This window comes from Bacillota bacterium, from assembly GCA_033549065.1.
GTDB lineage: Bacteria > Bacillota > Dethiobacteria > DTU022 > DTU022 > JAWSUE01.
On sequence record JAWSUE010000002.1, the window covers coordinates 111,977 to 127,991 of the forward strand.

Below are 16,015 nucleotides of genomic sequence, written 5' to 3' on the forward strand. Positions count from 1 at the left end.
AGTGAAAAACGATTATTTCTCCATGCGTGAACTGATGGCTGTTGCAGGGTCAAGAGAACTGAAAGATCATCAGAATGTACTGGTTGGTTTAGGCCTGCCGCAGGTAGCTTCCATCCTGGCCCAGATGACTCATGCCCCCAACCTGACCATGATCCTGGAAATCGGCGTGATTGATCCGGAACCGAAAGAACCTTCAGTTGGCATTGCAGACCCGAGGATCTGGTTTAAATCGAGTTATTTTACCAACACCATCGGTACAATGGGTAATTTTTTACACCGGGGCCTGGTTGATGTCGGTTTTATCGGCGGCCTTGAGATAGACATGTATGGCAACCTGAACTCCACCCTGGTCAACCGTTCCGATGGCGGATTCCGCCATTTTACCGGTAGCGGTGGGGCCAACGATATTGCGACCCTGGCCAAAAAGATATTGGTCATCATGCCGCACGAAAAACGGAAATTTCCGGAAAAGGTTACCTATAACACCTCTACAGGTTTCCTGAATGGAGGAACTTCACGCTCCGATGCAGGGCTAAAAGGCGGCGGGCCCGCTAAAATTATCACCGATAAAGCAATTATGGGCTTTAATGAAGAAAGTAAACGAATGGAACTGCTTTCGGTTCACCCGGGTGTGAGGATTGAAGACGTTGTTGAGAATACGGGATTTGAATTGCTGATGAACAGGGTCGATGAGACGGCACCACCATCAGAAGAAGAAATAGAACTCCTCAGAGAAGTAATCGACCCCGCCCGTATTTATATTAAATAAAGCAATATTTACAAAAGAAGAAAGCAGGGTAAGCTGCTATTATAATGTAAGGGATAAAGAAAGTTGGTGTTCTGCCATGAGCAAAAAGCACCTGCTCAGCGAAGAAGAACTAAGGAAATATTGTTGGGCGGTTCTGAAAAAGAGCCCTCTTGAAGAAGAAGACGCCTCAATTCTGGTTGATACAACGATTAAAGCAGATTTGAGGGGAATTTCTTCTCACGGTATTTCAAGGTTGGATCATTACGTAGAAAGAATGAACAAGGGCCTGATCAACCCCAGGCCGTTACTGAAAATCGAAGAGAGAGCTGACAGCGTCATCTGGATCGATGCAGACAACGGACCGGGGCAGGTTGTTGCCTATCGGGGAATGGAGTTGGCCATAGAAAAAGCGGCAGAAAAAGGCTTATGCTGTGTGGGAATAAAAAACACGAACCATATCGGCCTTGCCGGATATTATCCTGAAATGGCTGCCCGCAAAAATATGTTGGGATTTATTACAGCCAATACCAACGCGGCGATGGCACCATGGGGAGGAGTTGAAGCCCTCTTTGGTACAAACCCCTTTGCCCTGGCTGTCCCGGCCAAAGAGAGACCGATACTGCTTGATATGGCTACCACCAATGTTGCCCGCGGTAAAATACGGATCTATGCAAAAGAGGATAAACCTATTCCCCCGGGTTGGGCAAAGGATGCGGAAGGCCGGGATACAACTGATGCGGGTAAAGCGCTTCTGGGGACACTTACTCCGGTAGGCGGTCCTAAAGGATACGGCATGGCGCTGATGATCGATATCATCGCCGGTATTATTACTGGAAGCAGCAGCTGTGATGAGGTATGTTCCCTGGATGATATGACCAGCCCGATCTGTTCAGGAAACTTTTTGCTGGCCTTTAATATTCAAAGCATGATCGATTTTGACGTTTACCTGGAAAGGGTTGAAGGGTTAAAAGAAAAAATTAAAAACAGCCGAAAAGCAGAAGGAGTAAATGAACTCTTTTTGGCGGGAGAAATAGAGTACAACACCGAAGAAAGAAATAGGCAAAACGGGCTGGAAGTGCCCAAATTAATGTGGGAGAAAGTAAAAGAAACCTTGGCCGGGTAAACTTAATATATTGTGATAGGAGTTGATCTGATTGAATCAGATACTGCGAATTAATCTTGATGAGAATACGATTACAAAAGAAAGTTTAAATAAGAAATACCTGAATAAAGGTGGACGTGCGCTAACCTCGGCAATAATTCATGATGAGGTAGACCCGGTTTGTGATCCACTAGGCGGATCCAACAAACTTATTTTTGCGGCAGGTTTGCTGACCGGGACCGGTATAAGCAGTTCCGCCCGGATATCTGCCGGCGCTAAAAGTCCTTTAACCGGAGGCATCAAGGAAAGCAACAGCGGCGGACTATTCACTGCACTGATGGTGAGGTCGGGATTTCGCGCCCTTGTATTTGAAGGATTACCGACCGACGAAACCCTTAAGCTTCTCGTCATCGACGGAGAAGATATCGCGTTAGAAGATGCGACTGACCTGGAAAACCTCAGTGTTTTTCAGACTTTTGAAACCCTCCAGGAAAGGTACGGCGACAAAGCAGGAATAATCTGCATCGGCCAGGCAGGGGAGCGGAAGCTTCCGGCGGCAGCGATTATGTCTGTTGATCCCTTCGGCCATGCCAGGGCTATGGCTCGTGGAGGCCTGGGAGCAGTAATGGGTGCGAAAAGAATCAAGGCGATGGTCGTTAAGGACAACCGGGAGATGAAACCGGCAGCAGCTGACGAGGCTAAACTAAAAGAACAGCGTAAAAAGTTTAACCAGCTGGTTCTGGAAGATCCACGGCTGGAAAACCGTAAGCAGTACGGAACTGCCGCTATCGTAAATGCCGTTAATGCAATGGGGGCGCTGCCTACCTACAGTTTCCGGCAGGGAAACTTCGAACATGCAGAGAATCTCAGCGGAGAAAAACTGCATGATACCATCGTTGAACGTAAGGGACAGGGCAAGGTTTCGGCACCCTGTATGCTCGGCTGCCTGATCAGCTGCGGTAATGTATATCCTGACTCAAAGGGTGAAGCAATTGTATCCACCCTTCAGTATGAAACAATCGGTATGCTCGGTTCCAACTGTGGAATCGACAATCTGGATGATGTGGCCTACCTGAACAAGCTCTGCAACGATTATGGTTTGGATACAATTGAAACCGGTGTGGTGTTGGGGATCCTGATGGATGTGGGATACATGAAATTTGGCGATGTAAAAGCATGTGAAAAGGTTCTGAAAGAGGTTGCCGGGGGTACTCCCCTGGGGCGGATTGTGGGCAGCGGTGCCTTAATCACCGGCAGGGTATTTGGTACGCAGAGAATTCCCGTCGGCCGTAACCAGGCTTTGCCAGCCTATGACCCCCGGTCCCTGAAAGGCAACGGGGTTACCTATATAACCTCACCGATGGGTGGTGACCACACCACCGGTAATGCCTTCGGCGCACGCGATAAAGTTGACCCTTTGGGCAAGGATAACCAGGTTGAGCTTTCCCTGGGTTTACAGGTAGACGGCACCATCGTGGATATACTCGGTATGTGCCTCTTCGCCCGCACCCCAGTCTTCGGCGACATGGATCTTGTCGCTGATCTGGCCAACAGTCTGCATGGTCTGAAGCTGCAGAAAGAGGACATTTACGAACTGGCCCGTGAAACACTGCGCCTGGAAGAAGAGTTCAACCTGAAAGCAGGATTTTCCGAGAGACGTTTTCCGGAGTTTTTCTACAAAGAAAAACTGCCGCCGCACAACACTGTCTTTGATGTGCCGCAGGAGGAAATCGATAACCTCCGCTTTTAACATTGACAAATTGAAAATTGGCGGGGGATATTAAATGCAGGTTACAGTTACCGTTAATCGAGGGCTTCATTTAAATGGTAAACCGGTAAACTTCTCCAGAAAGAAACAAGAAATGGAGTTTACCGGTACTACTGTATTGGAACTGATGATCAAAATGGGATTGGATCCTGAGCAAACCGGGTTGATCCTGATTAATGGAAGGACTGTCCTAGAACCGGAAGAGAAAGAAGTTAATCTGGAAGATCATCTTGAGTTTTACCCTCTGATGATGGGAGGGTAAAACTATACTTTGGTACCAATCTTTTTCAGGCGTCTCCAGAGTGTAGTGCTGCTTATACCGAGTATCCTGGCTGCTTCCTGTCTGTTTCCGTTTACACTTCTTAAAACTTTCAGGATTGCCTCATTCTCAATGTCAGAGAGCAACCCTTCCCCTTTATCAAGAACTGTTTTGCCATTTGCTTCTGCAGGTCCGTTTGACGTGGCCGTAAAATCCCTGAACAGGTTATTATACTCATTAGATGTGGCAGAAACCTTTTCACCATAATTATTGAGGTCATGATGGTTTGAGAGTTCTCCTTCCATGGCCTGTATAACATCTGCCGGTTCAATTGATAATTCATTTTCGGCGATAACCATCAAACGCTGAATAATATTCTCCAGCTGGCGGACATTGCCCGGCCATTCGTACTGTTGAAGTAATTTCATCGCTTCCGGTGTGGCAACAGTATTGCGCCGGTCTGCTGAAGGATACATGCTGAGAAAATGATTTACCAGGAGGGGGATATCTTCCTGCCTTTCCCTGAGGGGAGGGATGCTCAGGTTTAATACATTTAACCGGTAATAGAGGTCTTCCCGGAACCCGCCCTGGCTGACCAGTTCCTTTAACTTTCTGTTCGAAGCGGAAATAATCCTGACGTCAACCGGAATTATTCTACTGTCACCGATCCGGCGGATCTCTTTTTCCTGAAGAACTCTCAGGAATAATATTTGTAAACGGCCTGAGATTTCACCTACTTCATCGAGGAAGATGGTACCGCCGTGGGCCTGCTCAAAGAGGCCTGCCCGTCCTCCTTTTGAAGCGCCTGTAAAAGCGCCTTCCGAGTAACCAAAAAGTTCTGCTTCAAGTAAACTTTCCGGTAAAGATGCACAGTTGATGGTTACGAAAGGTCCTTTGGCCCGTTTGCTTGTGCTGTGAATACTGTGGGCAAAAATCTCTTTTCCACTTCCTGTTTCAGCTGTGATCAGAATCGTGTAGTCGGTATCGGCAAATTTTTCAGCTCGTTGGATTACATTTTTCATGCCGGCGCTTTTACCGATTATATTTTCAAATTTATATTTCGGAATCAGTCCCTGGCGAGCCAGTTTTCGGCGAACCTGCTGTTCCAGCTGCTGTAGGTATGTTACATCCTGAAAGGTGGCGACTGCACCAACCACATGATTGTCGACAAAAATGGGCGTGCTGTTGGTTACAACGGTTATACCACCCATTTCATCAAGCACACCTAACTCCGGTTTCCCTTGTTTCACCACATCATGAATTCGCGAGCTTAAAAATGTACTGCTAACTTCATTGCCGATAAGACTTTTTTCATCAGCTTTCATGATTGTTTGAGCCGCCTTGTTGAAGACAGTAATTCTTCCGTTTTTATCAACGGAGATAACACCGTCGGAAATATGGTCAAGAATTCCTTTAAACATGTTGGCTCTTTCTTTTTCAGCCCGGGTTGCATTGATTATCTTTTGAGCTTCCTCAATAGCCTGGATGATATTTTCCTCGGTAGATTTCAAAGCGACAGATGCACAACCCAGGTCTGTAGCGGTTTTGGCCACCATGCTGCCGCCGATGAAAACCAGATTTTCACTGTTCTCTTCCCCGAAGATTCTATGCATTACATCATAGATCTCTTCGTCATTATTAACTTTGCGGGCTATTATTTTTATACCGGTTAGTTCTTCAAGATGCTTATCGATTTTTTTGATTGATTGAAAAACATTTTTATAGCCGATCATGGCCACCGTTGTACCGTATTTTTTTGCTTCAGATAAACTGTACAATAGATTTTGGTAGCTGATCCCGATGTCGACAACCGGGATACCGAGCTTTGCATTTTCGATCAGTGTAGAAGTTCCACCGCGGGATATTATAACTTCGACCCCTTTTTTTACTTCCTGCCTGGCTGTTTCAACACCCTGAAGTGCGGGGGCGACAAAGATTGATATTTTGATTCCAGTTTTAATATTTCCGATAACTTTTTTGCAGAGATCGGCAAGTTCACTATCCGGTGCAATTATCGATATACTGGGCATGGTCTGAACCTCCTTCTCTATTTATTAGATTATCACATTTCAGGATGTTTTGCATATTGAAATGTTCATAATGAAATATTAATGAAGATCAGTATTCGTCGGCATAACATAGTTGGCACAATAATTGCTTTATTATATTGTTGGCACTAATTATTTATGATATTTTAATTTAAAAGGAGGTGTTGATGTGAAATATATAGTCAGGGAACAGGATGTGGAAGGAGTGAGGCGTGAGCCGGCGCGGGTCTCGAAAATTTTGATCTCTGGTCACAGTGTGGGAGCCTCGCAGATATCAATGGGTGTCAACGTTACCGAAGTAGGCAGCCGGATACCGGTGCACAGCCATGGAGATTCCGAAGAAGCGATGTTCATTGCCAGCGGCACAGGCAAGCTGGTGGTCAACGGCGGGGAAGAAGAATACCCGTTGGAAGCCGGAACCGCCATCTTTGCCCCCAGGGGAGTCTCGCATGAGATAGTCAATACAGGTGATGAGCCGATCAAGGTGATCTGGGCCTACGCACCTCCACTGCCCGAGCACCTTAAGTAATGAACAAATAATATAAAAACTGAAAGGAAGTTGAATTAAAAATGATATTTCAGAAGACAAGAGATTTAATGGTCAAGCTGGGTTTGCCGGCCGGAGACTTGGGCAACCTGCCCGATTCGCCCAAAAGATTTGCCGACGGAGCCCATTTTAGAATTGAAGTGCCGACAATTAATACCGCCGAAGCGATGGAAGCGCTGCTGGTCAGGGCCGAGCAGATCGGAATAACAATCAACCGCGTTGACGAAACCTACGGCGCTTTCCGTCATACCAAGGAAGAACTGAAAGCCTACATTGATCTGGCCAAGCAGTACAAATGTGAATTAAACATCTCGGTAGGACCCCGGGCGACCTATGACACCAGCGCCACCAGGCTGTCCAGCCAGGGCGTAAGGATCTCGTACCGCCTAAGAGGGATGGAACAGGTTGTCAGGGCTGTTGAAGATGTCTTTCGCATTGCCGAAATGGGCGGCCTGGGCGTCTTATGCTACGACGAAGGCCTGCTCTGGGTTCTAAACGAACTGCGTAAAATGGGCGAACTGCCCAAGAACATGATTTTTAAACTGAGCGCTCACGTTGGCCACGGTAACCCGGCCAGCTTCCAACTGCTTAAAAACCTCGGGGCCGACTCGATCAACCCGGTTCGCGACCTCTCCCTGGACATGATTGCCGCCCTGAGAGCTGCTGTCGATACACCACTGGATGTCCATACCGACAACCCGCCGGCCTCCGGAGGATTCATCAGGGTCTACGAAGCACCCGAAATCGTCAGGGTTGGCGCCCCGGTCCACTTAAAAACCGGTAACTCGGTAGTCGGCGGCCACGGTCAGCTGACCACCGCCAAGGAAGGCAAGCTGATGGCCGAGCAGGCCTCTATTGTGGTTGAAATGCTCGAAAGATACTACCCTGAATTCAAACAGTCCAAAGGCGTAGCATCCGATATGTCGATTCCCGGCCAGTAATCCGGAACTGTTTGACTTAAACACTACAGGCTTAAGCGGGCAGATTTCGGCCCCGCTTAAGCCGCTTGATCAAAAAAAGGAGGGATTCAATTGACCATCGAATGGAAATTCCCCCCGAGCCCGGGGCACATGGACCGCGCCTCCGGCATCTATTTGCAGAACATGACCGGTAAAGAAGTCGAAGAAAGGCTCAAAGTAAACGACATTTTGCTGGTGCCCATCGGCAGCACGGAAAACCATGGCCGGGGCCAGTGCTCAGGAGAAGATACCTTTCTGGTAAGCAGGATGGCCGAAGCGGTTGCCCAGGAACGGGGCTGCACCGTGGCCCAGCCGATCTGGTATGGCTCGCACCCCTGGCATCACCTTGGTATGCCCGGCACGGTAGTGATCCCTGAAGACACATTTGTAGCCTACTTAAGAGCAATCATCGCCGGTTTCTGGAACACCGGCTTCAGAAAGCAGATCTTTTTAAACGGCCACGGCCAGGAATACGTGATCCCCAATGCGCTGCACCAGTTTGCTAAGACCTACCAGGTGCCCTGCATATTAAGCTTTGTCAACTGGCCGACGGTGATCAAAGACCACATGAAGGACAAGGCCCACGGCGGCCCCTTTGAAACGATGTTCAGGCATGCCGACGAAGCCGAAGCTTCCTACTCTTTAGCGCTCTTCCCGGAGATGAATAAGATGGAGGATATGGAAGATCATATCCCAACTGAAGGCTTTGCCTCCGAATATGTGGATAAAGGCGGAGATGTCTACCAGAGCCCCATTCCCGGCCACTGCCAGGTCGGCCTGGGTGGAGGACTGGAAGCGATCACCTGTCCCGAAGGGGTTATCGGTCAGCCTACCCTGGCTTCGGCCGATAAAGCCAAAGACGGCCTGACCGAACTCTTAAACTTTCTGGTTCGTTTGCATGATGATATATTGACCAACTACCCACCGGGCAAACTGCCTCCGGCCGACAAGATGACCCAGCGTTCCCAGGAAGATATCGACCAGCTCTTGAAAGGGCCCTTAAAGGGTGGAAAGCATCTCTATACCTTCCAGTACCCACCGTAGAACTGGTAAGTATTACATAATGAAATTCAAAATGAAACGATTATTGCATTTTTGCTGTTAAAACTATACTTATCTTAGTGCTTAAAATGAATTTTAAAAGAAAAGGCTGGAGTAGTTGTAAACTGTCCCTCCTCACGGAGGGACAGTTGTTTATAGACAGATAATTGATCGGAACAGGGAATTATTAGACTGCTTTTTATAAATTTACTCTTACATTTATGCATCTTATGTGATAACCTAAAGAATATCATTTCCAGAGAGAATCCAATCAGTGACAACTCACACACCCGGGAGGTAGCAGATGCATAACATAACCTTGATCAGGGGCGATGGAGTAGGACCCGAAATCTCAGAGGCGGCATTAAGCATTATAGATTCGGCCGGAGTAAAGATTGCCTGGGATGAAGTAATTGCCGGTCAGGAAGCAGAAAAGAAATACGGTGATCCGCTGCCAAAAATTACTGTGGATTCGATCAGGAGAAACAGCGTTGCCCTGAAAGGCCCCCTGACTACCCAGGTGGGGAAAGGTTTTCGCAGCATCAACGTCGCTCTGCGCCAGGATCTTGATCTTTTCGTTAACCTGCGACCGGTAAAAAGCCTGAAGGGGGTAAATTCCCTTTTTCAGGATATTGATCTGGTGGTTGTCCGTGAGAACACCGAAGATTTATATTCCGGCGTGGAACATATGGTTGGAGAAGATGCTGCCGAAAGCATAAAAATAATCACCCGCAGAGCTTCCGAACGGGTGGCCCGGTATGCCTTTGACTATGCTCTGAAGTATGGTCGTAAAAAAGTTACTGCTATCCACAAAGCTAATATAATGAAGTTCAGCGATGGACTGTTTCTTGAATCGGTCCGACATATTGCCAAAAATTACCCGGATATAGAATTCAATGATCTCATCGTTGATAACGCTGCGATGCAGCTGGTTTTAAATCCCTATCAGTTTGACCTGATTGTTGCTCCGAACCTGTACGGAGATATTCTTTCGGATTTATGTGCAGGTCTGATCGGGGGTTTGGGACTTACTCCCGGAGCTAATATTGGGGATAAAATATCGGTTTTTGAACCTGTCCACGGCAGTGCGCCTGATCTAGCCGGAAAAAGCCTGGCTAATCCCACGGCCATGATCCTTTCTTCCATATACATGCTTCGGCACCTGGGAGAAAAGGATGCAGCTTATCGAATTGAACAAGCCCTGGCAGATGTTGTGAGAGAAGGCCGCTTCGTTACTGCCGATCTTGGCGGAAGCAGCAAAACTATGGAGATGGCAGAGGCCGTAATTGCAAAAATTTAAGCAGAGATAACTACAGGAGAGATTAATTTATGCGGGTAGCTGCACTGACGTTAGCCAGGATCCGAACGAACGATACCGGTTTATATAAAAAAGATCTAAGCAGGCTGCTGGAAAACTCCAGACCGGATCTTGCTGTTCTCCCGGCATTCAGTTCTCTGGTCCTCGGAGTAGATTCCGGCGCAGTCAAAAACTACGATCAATTCGATCAAACTGTAAAATTTCATATGGCAGATTCAACGGACTGGAACAGATACTTCCTGAATCTTCATTCAGAAATTGCTTCTTCCCTCGGTATTTTCCTTACAGCCGGGACAATATTTGAAAATAAATCAGGTTCTTATTACCATACAGCCTGCTGCTTTGATCCTGACGGCCGCCTTGTAGCTTCCCAGCAGCAAACCCACCTTACCTTTGCCGAAAAAAAAATAGGACTGAGCAGGGGAGAAGACCTCCATCTTTTTAATCTGGGTGAACTGAAAGCCGGATTGGTCATCGGCAATGATGCCCGACACCCTGAAATAGGTCGAATCTTCGGCCTGCTCGGAGCAGACATACTTCTCTGCAGTGGGGCTCTCCGGGCAGGACCTCACTGCTGGCAGGAAACGGCAGGTATGTGGGCCCAGGTCCAGCAGAATCAGTTCTGGGCTGTTGAAGCCAACCTGAATGGCCAGATTGCCAATTATCAGTTCGGGGCGGCTCCGGCCGTTCTCGGCCCCTGTGAAATAACTCCCGGCCAGAGCGGTTATCTGGAACGCGGATACCCGGACAGCCCGTTGATTACCGCTCGATTAGACCAGTCAAGCCGTCTGCAAATCAAGGCCAATTACCCGCTTCTGGAGCAATTAAATCCTGAAGCCTATGATAGATTATTAAACCGAAAGGTGTAACTTTAACAATGCCCCTTAGCGGATCAAAAGAAAAGCTGTTTCAGCGGTACCTGACCTGGATCTACCGTCAATCAAAGATTAACCAGCATCTCGATACGGTGCTTCCGACGGCTAAAGTGATACCGGAAGAAAGAGACCAGAGAAAAATTGGTGCAGCAGCGCTGCAGATAAAGCTTGAGCTTTACGATACTCCCTTTGATTACATCGATGAAATGCACCGCCGGGTAAGGGAGGCTGCTCAGGCAGGAGCCCGGCTTGTTGCCTTTCCTGAATATAATAATATTTCGATTTTTGGCATGCTGCCGGGAATTGAGAAGATGGAGGAAGCTTACGGGGCAAAGAACGGGGATCGTCTATCCGGAAAGAAAACTCCGGCAGCTAGCGATGAAGATATTAGTCTAAGTGATCTTTTTCGTTATACCAGCCCTGTTGTTGAATCCCTGGTCGCCAGTGTCTATTCTAGATTTGCTTCAGCCTATGGCCTTTATATCATGGCCGGAAGCTATATTCACACGGACCGGGACGGATCACTGGTTAACCGCGCTTATCTCTTTGCTCCCGATGGGCTACTCCTGGGAACACAGGATAAGGTTCACTTGTTGCCGCTGGAGGAGCAGTGGATCGAAAAAAGGGGTAAATCCTTCTCTGTATTTCAAACCACACTGGGCAGGCTGGCCATGCCTGTGTGCATGGATGCTACCTACTATGAAAGCTTTCGCATACTGGAGCTGCAGGACACCGATATTGCCTTTCTGCCGATTGCCAATCCTGAAGAATATAATTACTGGTTAGCCCTGCGCGGTATCTGGCCCCGTGTGCAGGAATGCCCTCTTTATGGTGTAAAAAGTTCCCTGGTGGGATCTATTGCCGGCCTGACTTACACAGGCCGGGCCGGAATATACGCTCCCCTGGAGCTTACTGCCGACGGCAGCGGAATACTTGCTGAAGTCGAACCTCACGACCGGGAAGCGATGGCGTTTGCCTATCTGGACCTTGAAGCCCTTCACGAACTTCGCCGGAACCATCCCTGGCGTGACCAAAACCTACCCCTTTACCGCAAATATTTCCCAGCAATTTACAAGAATCGCCTCTAAAACGAGCATACGGGAGGATATGGCAACTAGAGAGTCTATGTTTATAGATCATCCTTCTTATGCGAAATGAGCTTATCCAGACGCATCATGCCCTTTGTCAGCATACCTGAACAGGTTTTCTCATTTTGATAATATTTGCTATAATTATCCATGTATGCGCCAACCATGTATACAAAAAATTGCAAGGGGTTGTTTTTTTAAAAATGTGTGGAATTTGCGGAACAATATCCAGAGAAGGAAGGGAAAGTAATGAAGATGAGCTGCGCAGTATGCTGCCCGCTCTCTCGGAGAGAGGGCCTGATCACCGGGGAGTAAACCTCGGTAGAAACTTCGCATTCGGTCACTCAAGGTTGAGTATTATTGACCTGACGGAGCAGGGAAACCAGCCGATGGAAAATAAAGAACTGGGCTTGGTTATCACCTGTAACGGTGAAATATATAATTACCGTGAACTGCGGGAAGAACTAAAGAATTATGGATACAGCTTTACCTCCAATTCAGATATAGAGGTAATGATGAAGGCTTACGATCACTGGGGCGAGCGTTTCGTGGAAAGGTTAATGGGGATGTTCGCTTTTTGCCTGTACGATCGCAAAAAAGATAAGTTTATCCTCGGCCGAGACCGACTGGGGAAGAAACCTCTTTATTACACGGAAAAAAACGGAACTTTCTACTTTGCCTCAAATATCCAGGCTCTTAATGATGCCGGAGTAGTTGATCAAACTCTTGATCGCACCGCCCTGCACTACTATCTAACTTTTCATGCTGTTGTTCCGGCTCCCCGGACCATTTTCAGCTGTGTAAAAAAAGTTGAGCCGGGTACTGTGATGACCATCGATAGGGACGGCCGAAAGAGCCTACAGCGTTACTGGTCGCTGAAGATGGCTGTTAATAAAGATCTCTCAGAGGATGACTGGGTTGAAGCAATTCTGGATAAGCTGCGGATCAGCGTAAAAAGGCGGATGGTCAGCGATGTTCCGGTCGGAGCTCTTCTCAGCGGAGGGGTTGATTCCAGTTTGATTGTTGCCCTGATGGCTGAGCTCGATATACCTGACCTGCGAACTTATTCAATTGGATTCGATACGGTAAACGGTGAAGAGGGTAATGAATTTTATTACAGCGATATTATTGCCCGTAAATATGGCACCAAACACGAAAAAATCTATGCTGACGGGGAAGACCTTCTACCCCGGGTTATCGACTGTCTGACCTTTATGGCAGAACCGATGGTCAGCCACGATGCTGTTGGCTTTTTCCTCTTAGCCCGTGAAGTGAGCAAAAAAAGCAGGGTAGTTCTCTGCGGCCAGGGTGCGGATGAAATTTTCGGCGGCTATCACTGGTACCCCCGGATCATGGAAAGTGAAGGGACCAGTTCTCCCGAACAGATCTACAGAGAACAATTTTTTGACCGTAACCATCAGGAAGTGCTCGATACCCTTGATGAGAAATTCCACCCGGAGGAAGATTACTCGTTTAAATATGTGAGCGATCACTTTGCCGGCAGTGAATCGGGAACAAGAGGGGTTGAGAAGGCCCTTCATATCGATACAACAGTGATGCTGATTGATGATCCGGTTAAAAGAGTCGATAACATGACCATGGCCTGGGGGCTGGAAGCCCGTGTGCCATTCCTCGATCACGAGCTGGTCGAACTTGCCGCATCCATTCCGCCAGAAATGAAAGTTAAGGAAGGCGGTAAATATATCCTCAAGAAAGCAGCGGAACAGGTTATACCGCACGAGGTAATCTACCGCAAGAAAGGTTATTTCCCGGTTCCCGCCCTGAAGTACATGCGGGGTGAATTCCTGGAATATGCCCGGGATATTCTCTATTCTGATCAGGCAAAGGAACGCGGCCTCTTCAACAGTCAATATCTGGATCGCCTATTTGAGAACCCCGCAGAGCAGCTAACCGCTTTGCGCGGAAATAAAATCTGGCAGGCGGCAGTTCTTGAAGCCTGGCTCCAGGGAATGGAGGGGTGAAAATGCAGGCGCAGAAGACTGCATCGATGCATAAAAGGCTTGAACGATATAACGAATTAAGCGGATTTATCGAAGAGGATAACGAAAAAAAGAAGCGGCTCAATAAGCCGATGAAAGAAAATATATCTCTCGACTGCGGTTGGGGTAATCTCCTTTTCGGCCAGACTTTTGCTGATCACGAAGCTTTGATTAAACAATTTTCACGTGAACGGACCAGCTGCCGGGATATTGCAATCTACACACCCAATCACCATGTCTTGCTCTCTCTGGCTCCGGAGCTTCTTTTTGTCGATCCTTCCGATACTTATCGGCTATGGCTAAGCTTGTACCGCCCACCAGCCCGGCGGAGCAGGGCATTTACCGTGCGCATGCTCCAGAATCGTAATGATGCCCGGGAGATCAATAAAATATATAGCCGGTGCGGCATGATCGAAGCGCCGGAAGATACTATCCTGAAAAACCAGTTTACCAGGGTATTCTGCTACTACCTGGCAGAGAGAACTTCTGACGGGAAAGTGATCGGAGTGGTAAGCGGGATTGATCATAAAGAAGCATTCAATGATCCGACAAACGGGTCGAGTCTATGGTGCCTCTGTGTTGATCCGGATGCGCGGGCCAGCGGTGTGGGCCGGACGCTCGTCCGCGAGGTTGCCGAACATTTTATAGCGCGCGGCCGTGAATATCTTGATCTGTCGGTAATGCACGATAACAAAAAGGCAAAAAATCTTTATCGCTCACTCGGTTTCCGTAAGATCCCGGTCTTTGCGGTCAAGAAAAAAAATACTTTTAACCGCAAGCTCTATCTCGGGGGCCCGAAAAAATGAATAAAATGAATATGTATGCCCAGCTGCTGATCGATGAGGCGAAAAGACGGAATATTGAAGTTGATGAGATTGACTACCAATTTAACCTTTTTGCTCTGAAGTTCAGGGATAAAACCATCCACTGCCGCGAATCACTGACTGAAATGACTTCGGCCTATACGATGACGATTTGTTCGAATAAGTGGCTGACCTTAAAATTTTTGCGTGAAAAAGGATTAAGCGTGCCTCGCCAGCATCTTTGGCAGGAGAGGGAGAAGGGCCTGGAATTCCTGAGAAGCTGTAATAACCGCCTGGTAGTCAAGCCACTTAACGGCGAACAGGGCAGGGGTATCACGGTTGATGTGCGTACAGCAGCAGAACTGGACGAAGCTGTAGCGGAAGCGCTTAAATACGACAGCACAGTATTACTTGAGGAATTTAAATCCGGTCGGGATCTGCGAATAATCGTGATCGACTATAAATTTGTGGCAGCTATTGAAAGAATACCTGCTACTGTAACCGGGGACGGTACAAAAACCCTGGAGGAATTGATCATTAACCGCAATGAAGAACTGCTGGAAGCCACCGATGGCGAATCAAAAATTCCTGTTAATTCGGCGACTGCTCTGCTAGCCGAAGAGCAGGGGCTGGCCATGGATGAAATTCCTGCGGTCGGTAAAGCGGTAAAAGTTTGCCGACTGGCCAACTTCCATTCAGGGGGGACGATCGAAGATGTTACCGAAGCGGTGTCGAAAAAACTAAAAGATGCCGCGGAAGAGGCAGCCCGGATCCTTAAGATACCGGTAGTCGGACTTGATTTACTGGTGCCGGATATATCCGGAGATGATTACGAGATCATTGAAGCCAATGAACGGCCCGGGCTGGCCAATCACGAACCACAGCCCACAGCCGAAAGATTTATCGATTTTCTCTTCCCCGAAACAGCCGGTTAACCGGCTGTTTTATCTTCTTTCTTTATATCAACGAACTGGCCGCCGGTTACCTCGATAAGCTGGTTTACCTTGATCGGCAGCAGCGAATAATCTGTTCCCGCAGAGGTATAAACAGTTTCAAATCGTTTCATCGACAGGTCGATATAGATAGGGATAGTCTTGTCGATATCAAATGGACAGACTCCCCCGACCCGGTAGCCGGTGATCTTTTCGACCTCTTCCGGCTTTGCAATTTTAGCCCTGCCCCCGCCGAGCAGTTCCCGCACCTTTTTATCGCAGATCCGGATATCACCGGTGGCAACAAAAAGGCCGTACCGGTCACCGGAGCGAAAAAGAATCGACTTGGCGATCTGACCCAACTCAACATTGAGAGCCTTTGCCGCCTCCGGCGACGTTTTCGTTGCCTCTTCATGCTCGTAAGGCACCAGGTCCAAGTCAAACTTCTCTAAAAATTTTCGAGCCCTCTTTAGAGCCGGGTTCTCAGCCATAAAAACCACCCCACAATAATTTCCGGGACACATTAG

General features: G+C 48.0%; 15 protein-coding genes. 13 read left to right on the forward strand and 2 right to left on the reverse strand.

What is annotated here, in order from left to right; genetic code table 11:
• Window position 1 precedes the first annotated feature (1 nt).
• From SCJ97_01720 to SCJ97_01735, 4 genes are all read left to right on the forward strand, one after another.
• Entirely contained in the window at window positions 2–769 is a 768-nt protein-coding gene (locus SCJ97_01720; GenBank protein ID MDW7738763.1) for a CoA-transferase, read from the forward strand.
• A gap of 76 nt (window positions 770–845) precedes the next feature.
• A complete protein-coding gene (locus tag SCJ97_01725; GenBank protein MDW7738764.1) occupies window positions 846–1,871 on the forward strand; it encodes an Ldh family oxidoreductase in 1,026 nt (341 codons plus the stop codon).
• Between the two features lie 31 nt (window positions 1,872–1,902).
• The gene (locus SCJ97_01730) at window positions 1,903–3,600 is read left to right on the forward strand and encodes an aldehyde ferredoxin oxidoreductase C-terminal domain-containing protein (protein ID MDW7738765.1); all 1,698 of its coding nucleotides are present in this window, start codon (window positions 1,903–1,905) and stop codon (window positions 3,598–3,600) included.
• Window positions 3,601–3,634: 34 nt separating this feature from the next.
• Entirely contained in the window at window positions 3,635–3,880 is a 246-nt protein-coding gene (locus SCJ97_01735; protein ID MDW7738766.1) for a hypothetical protein, read from the forward strand.
• Between the two features lie 2 nt (window positions 3,881–3,882).
• On the opposite strand, the gene SCJ97_01740 is transcribed toward SCJ97_01735, so the two are convergent.
• The gene (locus SCJ97_01740; GenBank protein MDW7738767.1) at window positions 3,883–5,907 is read right to left on the reverse strand and encodes a sigma 54-interacting transcriptional regulator; all 2,025 of its coding nucleotides are present in this window, start codon (window positions 5,905–5,907) and stop codon (window positions 3,883–3,885) included.
• Window positions 5,908–6,094: 187 nt separating this feature from the next.
• Between SCJ97_01740 and SCJ97_01745 the strand changes: the two genes are divergently transcribed.
• From SCJ97_01745 to SCJ97_01785, 9 genes are all read left to right on the forward strand, one after another.
• Window positions 6,095–6,454, forward strand: a complete 360-nt coding sequence (locus SCJ97_01745; protein ID MDW7738768.1) for a cupin domain-containing protein — start codon at window positions 6,095–6,097, stop codon at window positions 6,452–6,454.
• Window positions 6,455–6,495: 41 nt separating this feature from the next.
• Window positions 6,496–7,413, forward strand: a complete 918-nt coding sequence (locus SCJ97_01750) for a peptidase (GenBank protein MDW7738769.1) — start codon at window positions 6,496–6,498, stop codon at window positions 7,411–7,413.
• Window positions 7,414–7,542: 129 nt separating this feature from the next.
• The gene (gene iolN / locus SCJ97_01755; GenBank protein MDW7738770.1) at window positions 7,543–8,475 is read left to right on the forward strand and encodes a 3-dehydro-scyllo-inosose hydrolase; all 933 of its coding nucleotides are present in this window, start codon (window positions 7,543–7,545) and stop codon (window positions 8,473–8,475) included.
• 301 nt (window positions 8,476–8,776) lie between these two features.
• Complete coding sequence (locus SCJ97_01760; protein ID MDW7738771.1) at window positions 8,777–9,772, forward strand: isocitrate/isopropylmalate dehydrogenase family protein; 996 nt, start codon at window positions 8,777–8,779, stop codon at window positions 9,770–9,772.
• Between the two features lie 29 nt (window positions 9,773–9,801).
• A complete protein-coding gene (locus SCJ97_01765) occupies window positions 9,802–10,659 on the forward strand; it encodes a nitrilase-related carbon-nitrogen hydrolase (protein ID MDW7738772.1) in 858 nt (285 codons plus the stop codon).
• Window positions 10,660–10,667: 8 nt separating this feature from the next.
• Window positions 10,668–11,753, forward strand: coding sequence for a nitrilase-related carbon-nitrogen hydrolase (locus tag SCJ97_01770; protein MDW7738773.1), 1,086 nt, complete (start codon window positions 10,668–10,670; stop codon window positions 11,751–11,753).
• 179 nt (window positions 11,754–11,932) lie between these two features.
• Window positions 11,933–13,735, forward strand: a complete 1,803-nt coding sequence (locus SCJ97_01775) for an N-acetylglutaminylglutamine amidotransferase (GenBank protein ID MDW7738774.1) — start codon at window positions 11,933–11,935, stop codon at window positions 13,733–13,735.
• Between the two features lie 2 nt (window positions 13,736–13,737).
• Window positions 13,738–14,559, forward strand: coding sequence for a GNAT family N-acetyltransferase (locus tag SCJ97_01780; protein MDW7738775.1), 822 nt, complete (start codon window positions 13,738–13,740; stop codon window positions 14,557–14,559).
• A complete protein-coding gene (locus SCJ97_01785; protein ID MDW7738776.1) occupies window positions 14,556–15,491 on the forward strand; it encodes an ATP-grasp domain-containing protein in 936 nt (311 codons plus the stop codon). The genes SCJ97_01780 and SCJ97_01785 overlap by 4 nt, the downstream gene beginning before the upstream one ends.
• Here the strand turns inward: SCJ97_01785 and SCJ97_01790 are convergent.
• On the reverse strand, window positions 15,488–15,979 hold the full coding sequence (locus SCJ97_01790; GenBank protein MDW7738777.1) for a YbaK/EbsC family protein: 492 nt from the start codon (window positions 15,977–15,979) through the stop codon (window positions 15,488–15,490). The genes SCJ97_01785 and SCJ97_01790 overlap by 4 nt on opposite strands.
• Window positions 15,980–16,015 lie beyond the last annotated feature (36 nt).

Excerpts from the sequence above, each read along its gene's own strand:
- SCJ97_01765 (MDW7738772.1), top strand. The coding sequence starts at position 9,802 with ATGCGGGTAGCTGCACTGACGTTAGCCAGGATCCGAACGAACGATACC.
- iolN (MDW7738770.1), top strand. The coding sequence starts at position 7,543 with ATGGACCGCGCCTCCGGCATCTATTTGCAGAACATGACCGGTAAAGAA.
- SCJ97_01785 (MDW7738776.1), top strand. The coding sequence starts at position 14,556 with ATGAATAAAATGAATATGTATGCCCAGCTGCTGATCGATGAGGCGAAA.
- SCJ97_01770 (MDW7738773.1), top strand. The coding sequence starts at position 10,668 with ATGCCCCTTAGCGGATCAAAAGAAAAGCTGTTTCAGCGGTACCTGACC.
- SCJ97_01725 (MDW7738764.1), top strand. The coding sequence starts at position 846 with ATGAGCAAAAAGCACCTGCTCAGCGAAGAAGAACTAAGGAAATATTGT.
- SCJ97_01750 (MDW7738769.1), top strand. The coding sequence starts at position 6,496 with ATGATATTTCAGAAGACAAGAGATTTAATGGTCAAGCTGGGTTTGCCG.
- SCJ97_01790 (MDW7738777.1), bottom strand. The coding sequence starts at position 15,979 with ATGGCTGAGAACCCGGCTCTAAAGAGGGCTCGAAAATTTTTAGAGAAG.
- SCJ97_01760 (MDW7738771.1), top strand. The coding sequence starts at position 8,777 with ATGCATAACATAACCTTGATCAGGGGCGATGGAGTAGGACCCGAAATC.
- SCJ97_01735 (MDW7738766.1), top strand. The coding sequence starts at position 3,635 with ATGCAGGTTACAGTTACCGTTAATCGAGGGCTTCATTTAAATGGTAAA.
- SCJ97_01780 (MDW7738775.1), top strand. The coding sequence starts at position 13,738 with ATGCAGGCGCAGAAGACTGCATCGATGCATAAAAGGCTTGAACGATAT.
- SCJ97_01740 (MDW7738767.1), bottom strand. The coding sequence starts at position 5,907 with ATGCCCAGTATATCGATAATTGCACCGGATAGTGAACTTGCCGATCTC.